Genomic DNA, 12,667 nt, shown 5'->3' on the forward strand with positions numbered 1-12,667 from the left:
GGAGAGCGTTCCTCCGCCCGCAGGGAGTGTCTCCCTCCGCCCGTAGGGAGAGCCTTCCCCCGCTCGAAGGGAGAGCAGCCCTTATGCCTTTGCCGTACACGGATATCCGTATACGATTTCGCGTATTTCTTTTAAGGCGGTGCCGCCTTTTGTGTACTTCGTTTTTACCACCACTTCCACTTTCCCCGCAGGTACCGCCGCAGGCACTCTGGCGATGATTTGACTCGGCATATTGACCGAAAGGCGGCGGGTTACCTTGTGCTCCGTGCCGTCCGCAAGGCGGAAAAAGACGCCTTGTGCCGCGTCGGTTTCGTCTATTTTAAGCTTGTTGCCTTCGATGATGATGTCGTCGCCTATTGTTAAGGTGCCGTCGTTTAAGCCCGTTGCCGTGTCGGTGATTGCCGTAATGCGGGCGCTTTCTTCTTTTGCACCCATTACCTTTACACCGATTGCGTCAAGCACCGTGCGTAAGTCGGCGGTGGGGATGAGGTCTACCGTACGTTTGTGAATCTTTTCGTCGTAGGGGGCGTTTTCGGTTGCCCACACACCCGACACGCGCGGGCTTATTTGCACCAAGCCGTCCATAAAGCTCGCTCCCTCTTGGATAAGGTCTTTTACCGCCTTGTCGCGCATGTTGAGGATGTTGATGATGGTTTCTTTGCGGAATTCGGTGCGCTCCTTTGTGATGAGCTCCGCAATGTCCTCGTTACGCTGAGTTGCGGCGTGAGCATGAACGTCCGCAATACAGTCGCGGTCGTTTTCTTTGGTTAAGGTGTTGGGACGAAGATAGACTTCCCAAACGGACTTCTTTTTTGCCATAACATACCTCCTTTTTCTTAGGGAAGGAAAGACACTTTTTCGGACAAAAGTTTCTTTCCTTCCCTAAAACCCATCCTATCTTCCAAATACCGCTTAGGGCTTAGCCAGCCCTAAGAACCCGGCCTATACAGCTGACAGCTGTACGTTCGATATTATCTTTAAGTGTGAGCAATTCTTAAGAATTGCGAACCTAAAGTTTTTTTTATGCGATGTTTTGCGAAGCAAAACTCGTCGTGCAAACGGGCGGCGCCATTTGTGCCGCCCGTTTGCACAATGTGCAGATTTTTTGCGCGGTGCCCATGCCTCACCGCCTGTTTCATCTAATGCCGCTGTATTCTCTCCCCCCCCTTCACAGTCCCGGCACGGATGCCGGAACAGTTCCATATAAACAAGATTGCCTGCGGCAAACCGTTTGCCGTAGGCAATCTTGAAGCATACAATCGGACAGGACGTCCGATTGTATGCACCGCCCCTAAGAACCCGGCCTATACAGCTGACAGCTGTACGTTCGATATTATCTTTAAGTGTGAGCAATTCTTAAGAATTGCGAACCTAAAGCTATTTTTATGCGAGTTTTGCTTCGCAAAACTCGTCGTGCAAACGGGCGGCGCCATTTGTGCCGCCCGTTTGCACCCGTACACGGATGTACGGAAAAGCCGTAAATAATGAGTTTTACGCAAAGCGTAAAACACGAGTTCAAAACCGGGCAGGACGTGCGGTTTTGAACCTGTGTATACAAAAAACGCACAGAGCGGAAAAATCCGCTTTGCGCGTTTGGGTATGAGAAAATTATGCTGAGTGTGTGATTTTTCGAAAGTGTAAATTTACAGCCGGCTATCCGCGAGTGCTGAGTGCTGAGTGCTGAGTGCTGAGTGCTGAGTGCTGAGTGCTGAGTGCTGAGTGCTGAGTGCTGAGTGCTGAGTGCTGAGTGCTGAGTGCTGAGTGCTGAGTAATTATGGGGGCGCGTTCGGCTTTGTCAAGTACCCTGTGCCCTTTTTGTGCGGAAAAGATAACAGATGTGCCGGTATTACCGTGCATAACGCCCCTCGTAAAAAGTTAATATAACGCACAGCACAGATGTAGATAAGCGGATTATCCGCAATGTTTCAAATCCCGCCATGGACGGCGGAAAGGCCGATTATCCGCGATGTTTTGCAACGCAAAACTCGTCGCATAAAACCGAGCAGGAAGCACGGTTTTATGCCATGTTCCCGTCCGGTTCACCTTTTCCCATACACTTTCCGGCGCATACACGGATGTATGCTAAAGCTATAGGTAACCAGTTTTACGCAAAGCGTAAAACTGGAGTTAAAGAGCGGACACGACGTCCGCTCTTTAAACATTGTAACACAAAATTCCTAAAAAAACAAAGTTTTGGAAAAGTTTTTTAATTTATTTTGAGGAAGGGAAGAAGCGCTAGGGGGCGCAGTGCCGCCGAAGGCGTACCGCCGCGCGCTTGGAGCTTGGGCTTTCGGCGGTATGGAGCGGATGCGGAAGCACGCAGCACCCGGCGGGGCGCTCGCCCCGCAGCGCCCTTAAAAAAAAGGAGTATAAAAAAGCCGGGTTCAAAAATCGATTTTAAAAATCGGCGGATTTGGGGGTTCGGGGGAAGGGGATAACGTCGCGCAGGTTTGCCATGCCGGTAACGTAGCGCAGGAGGCGTTCGAAGCCGAGGCCGAAGCCGGAATGGACGACGGTTCCGTATTTGCGTAAATCGAGGTACCACTGGTAATCTTCGGGGTTTAAGTTCATTTCACGGATGCGCGTAAGGAGTTTGTCGTAGTTTTCTTCGCGCTGGGAGCCGCCGATTATTTCTCCGATACCGGGGACAAGGACGTCTACGGCGCGGACGGTTTTGCCGTCGTCGTTCAGTTTCATATAAAATGCTTTGATGTTTTTGGGGTAGTCGTAAACCATAACGGGTTTTTTATAGAGCTGTTCGGTTAAAAAGCGTTCGTGTTCGGTTTGTAAGTCGCAGCCCCAATAGGCTTTGAATTCGAATCGCTCGTTGTTTTTTTCCAATTCTTCGACGGCTTGGGTGTAGCTTATGCGTTTGAAGTCGGAAGATGCAACCTGCGTGAGGGTGTCGATGAGGCCTTTTTGTATGCGTTCGTTAAAAAAGGCCATGTCGTCCGCGCATTTGGTGAGCGCCCAATTTAAAAGGTATTTGATAAAGTCTTCGGCCAAGTCCATATTGTCGTCGAGGTCGAAAAAGGCCATTTCCGGTTCTATCATCCAAAACTCGGCCAAGTGGCGCGGTGTGTTGGAGTTTTCGGCGCGGAAAGTGGGGCCGAAGGTGTAGACGCGCGAAAGGGCGGTTGCAAAGGTTTCGGCTTCCAATTGGCCGGATACGGTGAGGTTGGTGCTTTTGCCGAAAAAATCTTTTGTGTAATCGACCAAGTCGGCGGCTTTATTGGGGTTCATACCCTTTGCGCCGGCTTTTATACCGCGTTCGGCTATGGCTGCCAAGTCGAGGGTGGTTACTTGAAACATTTCGCCTGCGCCTTCGGTGTCGCTTGCGGTGATAATGGGGGTGTGGACGTAGTTAAAGCTGCGTTCCTGAAAAAAGGTATGCACTGCAAAAGCCATTTGGTTTCTCATGCGGGCGACCGCACCGAATGCGTTTGTGCGGGGGCGCAAATGCGCTATTTCGCGCAAAAACTCGAAGCTGTGTCCTTTTTTTTGTAAGGGGTAGGTTTCTGCCGGGGCTTCTCCGAGAACTTCAAGGCGTTCAAGGGCGACTTCCACCGCTTGTCCCGAAGCGGGCGAGGGGATGAGTTTTCCTTCGGCGTGAACGGAAGCGCCCGTGCTTATTTTTTTAAGTTCGTTTTCGATGTCCGTACCGCTTGCGGCGCTTTGTGCCGGAGCGGCTTCGCGGTCGAAGGTGAGCTGTATCGAGGCAAAGCATGAGCCGTCATTTACCTGAATAAAGCAAAGGTTTTTGGAGTCGCGTTTGGTGCGCACCCAGCCGTATACGTGTACTGTCCGTCCGTCCGGTTCGGACACGAGGATGTCTTTGATTAATGTGATTTTCATATAACAGTCATAGCATTTTTTTCGATTTTTATCAAGGCGAGTATTCGGATTGTCCGCAGAGATGTTTGGCGGTGTGTTTTGGTAATCTTATTAATAGCCGCGCATTTCTTTTATTTCGGCGATTTGTTCCGCCGACAGCCCCCGGCTTTCTTTGATATTTTGCGTGATAAGGGTCATGAGAGCGGCGCGCTCCAATAATTCAATGCGGTCGAATGCGGTTAAAAGTTCGGTGCCGACGGCAACGGCTCCGTGGTTTTCCATCAACAGGGCGTTATGGTCTTTTATATGTTCTGCAACAATTTGTGCAAGCTCCGTTGTACCCATTAAGCGGTAGGGAACGTTCGCAACATCTCCCAAAACGTAATAGGTTTCGGCGTTGAGGGTTGTGTTGATTTGGCAGGGCATTGCCGTTGCAAAGGAGCTTGCATATACCGGATGGGCATGGACAACTGCATTTATATCGGGACGTGCCAGCAGAATCGCGCGGTGCATTTCCGTTTCTATGCTGAGTTTTAAAAGCGGCGTTAAATTGGTTCCGTCAAAACCTACGATTGCAATGACATCGGCGCTTAAGTTTCCCTTGTCGAGGCCGGAGGGTGTGATACAGAATTTTTCATCGTCGATACGCATACTTATATTACCGCCGCTTGCCGTTGTAAGATTGCGGTCATATAAGCGCTTCATATAATCCGCAACGAGTTGACGTTCTTCGATATATTCAAGATATTCACGTTCTTCCATAAACAGACTCCTGTGTTCAAGGGTATGGGGGGTATCAAAGCCGTTTTTTCCGGCTGAGCCGCCGACTTTTCGGCAGTTTTGCCCGCCGCTTATGTTTTGCTTGCTTTAAGGTAATCCGCCAAGCGTTTCGGCTCATACACACCCAAATCGGTAATAACGCCCGTGCAAAGCTCCGGAGGTGTAATATCGAATGCGGGATAATAGCCTTTCACTCCCTCCATTGTGATCTTTTTACCCCAAAGCGTCAATACCGCCTCTCCGTCGCGCTCTTCAATATGCACGGTTGAAAGGTCGGCGTGTTTGGGATCGGGGGTGCCGGTAACGTAATAGGGTATGCCGTAATAGTGAGCGGCAAGGGCCATTTGAAAGGTGCCGACCTTGTTGATAATATGGCCGTCAATTGTGATAACGTCGGATGCGGAGGTAAACATATCCACCTGTTTGGTTTTCATCGTAAAGGCGCACATATTATCGCTTATAACGGTAACGGGCACTCCCATATCGCAGGCGACGCTTGCCGTAAGGCGGGAGCCCTGAAAATAGGGGCGGGTTTCGGCGCATATAACCTTAACGTTTTTGCCGGCTTTTATGCATTCGCGCAGCATAGTGCCGACAATCGTGTCGCCGAAGCACTGGGTCATAATTGTGCCGTTTTGCGGTATAAGGGCGGCCGTGTGTTTTCCGATAACCGTGTATTTTTTATAATTGTTGTTTACATAGTTAAAAGCGTAGTCGAAGGCGGCTTGAACGATTTCGTCTGCGGAAGCTTTTCCGGCAAGACTTTTTATAATGTCAAGCGAGCCGTTTACAATGCCCTTCATTTGCTCAACCGTTGTCGGCCGCGCATGGGAAAGTTCATAGGCGGCTTTTTCGCAGTATGCGATTATATCTGCACCCTCGGTGCCTGCACCGGATGCACCGTCGGTGCGTTTTGCATGGACGGCTTGATAAGCGGCCAGGGCCATACCCATTGCGGCGGCAAGATAGGGGCCTGCGCTTTGGGTTACCATATCTTTTATGGCTTGAGCGACTTCGCGGTAATCGGTACAGGTTACGAACTCGGTTTGTGCGGGGTACACCCGTCTGTCCAAAATGCGTACCGCTGCGTTTTCGTACCAGGCAACGTTTTCATATCTGAGTAAAAAGGCCAAGCCTTCATCCGAGCGCTTTATATCGTTCATTCGGTTACCTCTTTTTGTGCTTTTTTAAAAAGATTGACGATGTTTTTACCCGAAAGGTTTTTGTGCCGATTCATAATAAGGTTTTCGCCGGTAAGGATTAAAGCGCGTTCCATACGGATTTTTACCGCACCGTCTTTTACCGAGGAAAGTTCTTTAACCTTTGTGTCGCCGACTACCCGCCGTATTATTTCCGTTCCCGCAAAACCGAGGGAGTCGGCTTTTACGCGGGCAAGATAGGATTTTTTAAATTCGCCCGTATACAGGGGAAAGCTGACGCACTCGTCGTATTTTTTTGCGAGTTTTGCTTCGGTTAAGTCAACGATGTCGGCGATACATTGTTCCGCCCAGGATATAAAGGTTTTGTTTTCGCTTTCGCAAAAGCTTTTATGTGCAAGGGCAAAAAACATATTGCCGATAACGTTTCCGATATCGTAACCCATAGGGCCGTAAAAGGCGAATTCGGGGTCGATTACCTTGATGCCTTTTTCGTTTATAAAAATTGAACCCGAATGCAAGTCGCCGTGAATCAGGGCTTGTGCCTCGTTCATAAAGGCATTGCGCAGCATTCCGGCTTGGGCTTTTAGAGCTTCGTTTCGGTACAAGTGCGTTTCTACAAAGTCTTTGTTGCCCTTTGTGATACGGTTGCGTTTTTTGTAATCGTAATAGGGCTCGGTAAGAACGAGGTCTTCTGTTATATCGCAGAGTTCTATATTCGTAAAGAGTTTTACCTTTTCTTTTTTTTCGGCGCGGCCGATAACCAAGTCGGTGGTCGGAATAAGGGTTGCCGCCAAAAAGTCGGAGATGTTTTCGGCAAAATGCGAAAAGGTGTGCCCTTCAAGCATCTGTGTTCTGAGGTTTTTATATGAGGAAATATCTTCCATAACCAAGGCGCACAGGGCATCGTCGTACAAATAAACCTTCGGCACCATAGAGGGGGCAAGGCTGCCTTCTATACGCAAAATTTCGGCTTCTATTTTGCTGCGGTGTAAATCGAGAGGGCGGCCCGAAGAGCGAAGGAGTTTATCCGCCTGTTTGATTACGAGGGATTTATTTGTTTTTTCGTCGATTACCTTGAATACGTAATTGATATTGCCGTCGCCGATTTCGCTGCATACAAGATGCGCATTTGAATCGAAAAAGCCCCTGTGCATAACGTATATTTTTACGTCGTCCGGGGTCATTAAAAAGTGTTTTGAATAATCTTTGCTCATTTTTACAATCCTTCGATTAAAAAAAACTGCGGGGAAACACGGGTTTTGCCTTCGGTCACATGTATGTAACAGTATTTATTATATAATGCAAACTTCCAGCTGTCAAAGGAAAGATTGCGGTTTTATTTTAAGTTTTCTTAATGAAACGGCGCGGCGGAATTTCGGCGCTTTTTTTAACTTGTTTTATTTTGGATATGGGTGTATAATTAAAGTAACAACTAAGGAGGACACATGACGTGCATGACAAAACAGTAAATCTTACCCCCCCCCCCGAGAAAAAATCGGAAATATGTTCCGAAATGTGCGGTGCACAGGAACAGAATTACGAGCATTTAATTTCAAACTGTACCCTTTTATGTAAAAATTACGCTCGCTTACTCTATGTTTACAACCATTTGCTTGGTGAATATCGGGATATAGTAACACACAATCGCGATATTGTTATACAGTATCTTTCCCGTTATGAAGCGGAACATCCCGCTCCCGAAAAAAAAGGGAAGTTTACACGCTATTTATCGGAACAGGGTTTTGTACCGTATAAAGCCGACCCGACTGACAGAACGGGGTAAGCTTTAGTACGGAGAACGGTTCGGACTTATCGGGATAAACCGTAAATCGCGCAAAGGATAATTGAGGATTTGCTTATCAAAGCACCTTTAAATTTCTCGGCGTTTTAACGCCTTCGCGGTTACGTATAAATATTTTTTAGGAGATTCTTATATGGAAAAAAAGAAAAAACGTTTTTCAATGAAAAACAAACTGTTGATTGTATTCGGTTCGTTGACTTTTGCAGTAGGCTTTACACTTGCTCTTGTGGGCGTACGGACAGCCCGAAAAGCGGTAACCGAAAAAATAGAAATACATCTTAAAGATAAGGCAACCGACACGGCTGCAATTATTGACGGCAGAGTCAATACCCTTTTTCAGTTTTTTGAAGGTATTGCGCGTATGCCCGTTTTAACGGATGTTTCAAGTCCTTATGCGGAAAAAATAGCGCTTTTGGAAAAAGAAGCAACTTTTAATCCGCTCATACGTAATTTAGCTGTTTGCGATACGCAGGGCAGGAGGCATGTATCTGAAAGCGAAACGGTGAACGTACAAGACCGTGATTGGTTTCAAGCAGCGGTTAAAGGAAAAAGATTTATAACCGAGCCGACTTTTTCCCGTGCCGACGGAGGTTTTTCAATCAGTTTTGCCGTTCCGGTTTATAATAATGACCGGGCAATTATAGGCGTTTTGGTTGCCGACCTTCCGGCAAAACAGCTTTCCGAGAATATTGACGATATCCTTGTCGGACAGACGGGATACTGCTATATTCTCGGTCAAGAGGGTACCGTTATCGCTCATAAAGATTTTGAACTTGTCAAACAGCAGGATAATACGCAGGAAGCGGTAAAAACGGATAATAAACTTGCTTCTCTTGCACAATTTGAAAAAATGGCGGTTGAAATTGATGAACCGTCTATCGGTTTTTATGAATATGACGACGTAAAAAAAATAGCTTCTTATGCAACGATGAAAACCACCGACTGGACGGTTATCATTAGTGCCCCCGTTGAAGAATTTATGGGAACGATTGCCGAACTTCGGATTAAAATGGTTCTTATCGGCTTCGGTGTTTTAGCACTCAGTTTGCTTATCGTTTTGTTTGTCGACATGCGTATGATTAAACCCATCAATGTTGTAGTAACTGCACTTAAAGACATCGCTCAAGGCGAAGGGGATTTAACGGTTCGTCTGCCCCTTGTCGGTAACGATGAGATAACCGACCTGTCCGAATATTTTAATCAAACGATAGGTAAAATCGGTCATTCAATTAAGACGGTCGGAGAAAGCAGTACCGAAATGACAAGTATCGGTTCGGAATTGGCAAGCAACATGACCGAAACGGCAAGCGCCGTACAGCAAATCAGTGCAAACATTGACGGGGTAAAGCAGCAAGCGCTTACTCAAGCTGCAAGTGTTACCGAAACCGCCGCTACCATCGAAGAAATAATTCGTACGATAAAGCAATTAAACGGCAGCATTGAAAATCAGTCGGCCAGCGTCGCCGAATCTTCGGCTGCTGTAGAACAAATGGTAAGCAATATCGCTTCAATAACTCAAACTCTCGATAAAACAAACAATGTCATTAAAACGCTTGCAAGTGCTACCGCCGACGGTAAAGAAACGGTTACGGGTGCAAACAGCGTAACTCAACGGATAGCCGAAGAATCGGGCGGCTTACTTGAGGCAAGTAATGTCATTCAGCATATTGCAAGTCAGACAAACCTTTTGGCAATGAATGCCGCCATTGAAGCGGCTCACGCAGGTGAAGCGGGAAAGGGTTTTGCCGTTGTCGCCGACGAAATCCGTAAGCTGGCGGAAGAATCAAGCGCGCAAGGTAAAACCATCACCGCAACCCTTAAAGTTCTTTCCGGAGAAATAGAAACGCTTTCGGATTCCGCCAAAACCGCAGAGGAAAAGTTTAACACTATTTTCGGCTTATCCGAACAGGTTAAAAATATGAGCCAAAGTTTAATGGATGCCATGCGGGAACAGGAAAACGGCAGCCGTGAGGTGCTCACCGCTATCCGTGACATCAATACGGTAACGCATCAGGTAAATGACGGTTCGGCCGAAATGCTGAAAGGCGGCGAGAACGTTGCACAGGAAATGCAGAAACTTGACGAGCTGACACGGGTTATCAGTGACAGTATGAATGAGATGGCTTCCGGCGTCGTTCAGATACGCAACGCCGTTACCGAGGTCAACGAGATTACCCAAAAAAACAAGACAAACATAGAAAACCTGTCGAATGAAGTGAATAAGTTTAAAGTGTGATGGCTAAAAAACTCACCTCCGTGTGAGTTTTCAGCTTGGAGTTTGTTTCAAAACCGAACATCCTGTTCGGTTTTGAACACGAGTTTTGCGCATTGCGCAAAACTCCGCTTATGTAAAACTTTTCCGGCATCCGTGCCGGGAGACCGTCGGTATATCCTTGTACCGTGCATAAAACATTGCGTTCCCGGGAGATATAAAATGAACACCGAATGCAGTTCCATCGACTTTCAGAAAATAAGTCAGCCGATAAATCTTCTTAATGAATGCTGTTCCGGTCCCGAAGCTTCAATACAGGTTCCGCGTGATGAGTTTATCAAGCTCTTAAAAGTTTCCGAGCGTATTCAAGACCTTACAAATCAAATAAACCTTTTGGCAATAAATGTTGCACTTGAAGCCGTATGTACAGGCCAAGACGATTTTGCCGTAGCCGTAAATGAAATCTGCAAACTGATTAGAGAATCCGGTATACAAGGCGAAATTATCGGTAACACGCTTAAAAGCTTGTCGGAAGAATTTGATTTTCAAATGTAACCCTATGCCGCAAGGTGTATTGTGAGATTTGCCGCTTTCCTGTATACTCTTTTTTCGGAGAGGATACATAAATGAGTGAATATTCCGAACAGGTATTGTTTGAAAAGCTTGCCGCCCTGTCGGCGCGCAACAGCCCCATCGATCAGGATTTATATTCCCGGTACGATGTAAAACGCGGCCTGCGGTATGCGGACGGACGAGGCGTTCTTGTCGGACTTACGCGCGTGGGCGATGTTGTCGGCTACGAGATGATTGACGGCGTAAAAACCGCCATTCCCGGAAAATTGATTTACCGCGGCTACGATATTAAAGACGTGGTGGAAGACGCCGAACGCTGCGATGAGTTTGCTTTTGAACAAACGATTTATCTTTTGCTTTTCGGAGAATTGCCTTCCCGCACAGATTTGGACGATTTCCGTATCCTCTTGGGCTCGAAGCGGCAGCTTCCTGCAACCTTTGCCGAAGATATGATTATGAAAGCTCCTTCCGGCGACATTATGAACAAGCTTGCCCGCTGCGTGCTTGCTTCCTATTCCTATGACGAAAACCCCGAAGACCGAAGCGCGGCAAATAATTTGCGCCAGTGCATTGAATTGATTGCCCGTTTTTCAACCTTTGCCGCCTACGCCTATGAAGCAAAGCGCCATTACCACGACGGTAAAAGTATGTATATTCACAATCCCAAGCCGGAACTTTCAACTTCCGAAAATCTTTTGCGCCTTATCCGCCCGGCTAAAAGCTATTCAAGGTTGGAAGCGGAAATCCTCGATTTGTCGCTGATTTTGCACGCCGAGCACGGAGGCGGTAACAACTCGACCTTAAGTATCCACGTCGTTTCGTCGGCAGATACCGACACCTATTCGGCTGTTGCGGCGGCGGTCGGTTCTTTAAAGGGAAGACGGCACGGCGGTGCAAACGCTCAGGTTATGGATATGATGGACAAGGTTAAAAAGCATGTAAAGGACTGGTCGTCGGAAAAAGAGGTTGCCGCCTATCTAAAAAAAATTATCAAAAAAGAAGCGGGCGACCGCACGGGCCTTATCTACGGTATGGGGCACGCCGTTTATACCGTCTCCGACCCGCGCGCCGTTTTATTAAGCAAAAAGGCCGAAGAGCTTGCCCGCGAAAAAAATCGTCTTGAAGAATACGGCTTGTACCGTTTGGTCGAAAAACTTGCGCCCGCGGTTTTTGCCGAAGAAAAAGAAGCCGACAAACAAATCTGCGCAAACGTCGACTTTTATTCGGGTTTTGTCTATTCCATGCTGAATATACCGCGCGAACTGTTTACGCCGATATTTGCCGTCAGCCGTATTGCGGGCTGGGCCGCTCACCGTATAGAGGAAGTTGTTTCAGGCGGCCGCATATACCGCCCCGCTTACAAAAACGTACTGCCCGAACGCACCTATATACCGATTCATGAACGCGGATAAAAACGTGGGTGCGGATAAATCTGTAGTTGAAGATAAAACAACGATAGAGGCCGGCGGCTCCAAAGCCGATACGCTTCGTCTCGATAAACTCCTTGCACGCCAAGGCTTCGGTACGAGAAGCGGCGTAAAAAAGCTGGTTAGGGCGGGGCGGGTAGAGGTAAACGGCAGCCCTTGTACAAGTGCCGACACTCATGTAAGACTATCTGCCGACACGGTTTGCGTTGACGGAAAAAAAATCGAGCTTAAAAGCAATCTCTACCTTATGATAAACAAGCCGAAAAATACGGTTTGTTCGGCAAAGGATCCCGTCTATACAACCGTTTTCGATTTATTGGACAAAGGTTTATGTAGGCGCTTTTTGGGCGGCGATTTACATGTTGCGGGGCGTTTGGATGCCGATACCGAAGGCTTTGTTTTGTGTACCACCGACGGCGAACTTACCCACCGCATTATTTCTCCGAAGCGCCATATTGCAAAAACCTATTTTGTCTGCCTTAAAAATATGCCCGAAGAGCCCCGCGGTAAGGCGTTTTATGTGAACCTCTTTAAAGACGGCATGGATATTCCCGCCGAAGGTTCGGAAAAAGCCTTCCGTGCCGAAAGTGCAGTTCTTGAGTGGATCGGCGAAAAACAAGCGTGCCGTTTTTTTGCCGATGAAAAACAGGCCGCCGAATACAAGGGCTGTGCCGCCTGTACCCTTACCGTTTTTGAAGGAAAGTACCACCAGGTAAAAAGGATGTTCCGCGCCGCCGGGAACGAAGTTATCTTTTTAAAGCGCATTGCAATAGGTTCTCTTATGCTTGATTTTTCGTTAAAGAGCGGCGGCTTCCGTGAACTTTCCGGCGAGGAAATTGCACGTTTGGAATCTTCCGAAAAGCCTATTGTATTTTAGGCG

The 12,667-nt window shown here is 47.6% G+C and carries 10 protein-coding genes; 5 read left to right on the forward strand and 5 right to left on the reverse strand.

Going from position 1 to position 12,667, the window contains the following annotated elements:
- Positions 1-81: 81 nt before the first annotated feature.
- From V1L52_RS02915 to mtnK, 5 genes are all read right to left on the reverse strand, one after another.
- Positions 82-819: a DUF4469 domain-containing protein gene (locus tag V1L52_RS02915; protein ID WP_428770805.1), complete on the reverse strand. Its 738-nt coding sequence runs from the start codon at positions 817-819 to the stop codon at positions 82-84.
- 1,578 nt (positions 820-2,397) lie between these two features.
- The gene (gene asnS, locus V1L52_RS02920) at positions 2,398-3,855 is read right to left on the reverse strand and encodes an asparagine--tRNA ligase (RefSeq protein WP_428770806.1); all 1,458 of its coding nucleotides are present in this window, start codon (positions 3,853-3,855) and stop codon (positions 2,398-2,400) included.
- Positions 3,856-3,945: 90 nt separating this feature from the next.
- Complete coding sequence (locus V1L52_RS02925) at positions 3,946-4,596, reverse strand: class II aldolase/adducin family protein (protein ID WP_428770807.1); 651 nt, start codon at positions 4,594-4,596, stop codon at positions 3,946-3,948.
- Positions 4,597-4,685: 89 nt separating this feature from the next.
- The gene (locus V1L52_RS02930; protein WP_428770808.1) at positions 4,686-5,777 is read right to left on the reverse strand and encodes an S-methyl-5-thioribose-1-phosphate isomerase; all 1,092 of its coding nucleotides are present in this window, start codon (positions 5,775-5,777) and stop codon (positions 4,686-4,688) included.
- Positions 5,774-6,988, reverse strand: a complete 1,215-nt coding sequence (gene mtnK / locus V1L52_RS02935) for an S-methyl-5-thioribose kinase (RefSeq protein WP_428770809.1) — start codon at positions 6,986-6,988, stop codon at positions 5,774-5,776. The genes V1L52_RS02930 and mtnK overlap by 4 nt, the downstream gene beginning before the upstream one ends.
- Before the next feature lie 236 nt (positions 6,989-7,224).
- Here mtnK and V1L52_RS02940 point away from each other — a divergent pair, with 236 nt between their 5' ends.
- The 5 genes from V1L52_RS02940 to V1L52_RS02960 all read left to right on the forward strand — a co-directional run bounded on the left by V1L52_RS02940 (position 7,225) and on the right by V1L52_RS02960 (position 12,664).
- Positions 7,225-7,557, forward strand: coding sequence for a hypothetical protein (locus tag V1L52_RS02940; protein WP_428770810.1), 333 nt, complete (start codon positions 7,225-7,227; stop codon positions 7,555-7,557).
- A gap of 151 nt (positions 7,558-7,708) precedes the next feature.
- Positions 7,709-9,811, forward strand: coding sequence for a methyl-accepting chemotaxis protein (locus V1L52_RS02945; RefSeq protein WP_428770811.1), 2,103 nt, complete (start codon positions 7,709-7,711; stop codon positions 9,809-9,811).
- A 198-nt stretch (positions 9,812-10,009) separates the two neighbouring features.
- Entirely contained in the window at positions 10,010-10,342 is a 333-nt protein-coding gene (locus V1L52_RS02950) for a hypothetical protein (protein WP_428770812.1), read from the forward strand.
- 71 nt (positions 10,343-10,413) lie between these two features.
- Positions 10,414-11,772, forward strand: coding sequence for a citrate/2-methylcitrate synthase (locus tag V1L52_RS02955; protein WP_428770813.1), 1,359 nt, complete (start codon positions 10,414-10,416; stop codon positions 11,770-11,772).
- Positions 11,759-12,664: a pseudouridine synthase gene (locus V1L52_RS02960; RefSeq protein ID WP_428770814.1), complete on the forward strand. Its 906-nt coding sequence runs from the start codon at positions 11,759-11,761 to the stop codon at positions 12,662-12,664. The genes V1L52_RS02955 and V1L52_RS02960 overlap by 14 nt, the downstream gene beginning before the upstream one ends.
- The last annotated feature ends 3 nt before the right edge of the window (positions 12,665-12,667 follow it).

Origin of the sequence: Treponema sp. HNW (genome assembly GCF_050320395.1) — a bacterium.
GTDB lineage: Bacteria > Spirochaetota > Spirochaetia > Treponematales > Treponemataceae > Treponema_C.

Excerpts from the sequence above, each read along its gene's own strand:
- mtnK (WP_428770809.1), bottom strand. The coding sequence starts at position 6,988 with ATGAGCAAAGATTATTCAAAACACTTTTTAATGACCCCGGACGACGTA.
- V1L52_RS02930 (WP_428770808.1), bottom strand. The coding sequence starts at position 5,777 with ATGAACGATATAAAGCGCTCGGATGAAGGCTTGGCCTTTTTACTCAGA.
- V1L52_RS02950 (WP_428770812.1), top strand. The coding sequence starts at position 10,010 with ATGAACACCGAATGCAGTTCCATCGACTTTCAGAAAATAAGTCAGCCG.
- V1L52_RS02945 (WP_428770811.1), top strand. The coding sequence starts at position 7,709 with ATGGAAAAAAAGAAAAAACGTTTTTCAATGAAAAACAAACTGTTGATT.
- V1L52_RS02960 (WP_428770814.1), top strand. The coding sequence starts at position 11,759 with ATGAACGCGGATAAAAACGTGGGTGCGGATAAATCTGTAGTTGAAGAT.
- V1L52_RS02955 (WP_428770813.1), top strand. The coding sequence starts at position 10,414 with ATGAGTGAATATTCCGAACAGGTATTGTTTGAAAAGCTTGCCGCCCTG.
- V1L52_RS02915 (WP_428770805.1), bottom strand. The coding sequence starts at position 819 with ATGGCAAAAAAGAAGTCCGTTTGGGAAGTCTATCTTCGTCCCAACACC.
- V1L52_RS02925 (WP_428770807.1), bottom strand. The coding sequence starts at position 4,596 with ATGGAAGAACGTGAATATCTTGAATATATCGAAGAACGTCAACTCGTT.
- asnS (WP_428770806.1), bottom strand. The coding sequence starts at position 3,855 with ATGAAAATCACATTAATCAAAGACATCCTCGTGTCCGAACCGGACGGA.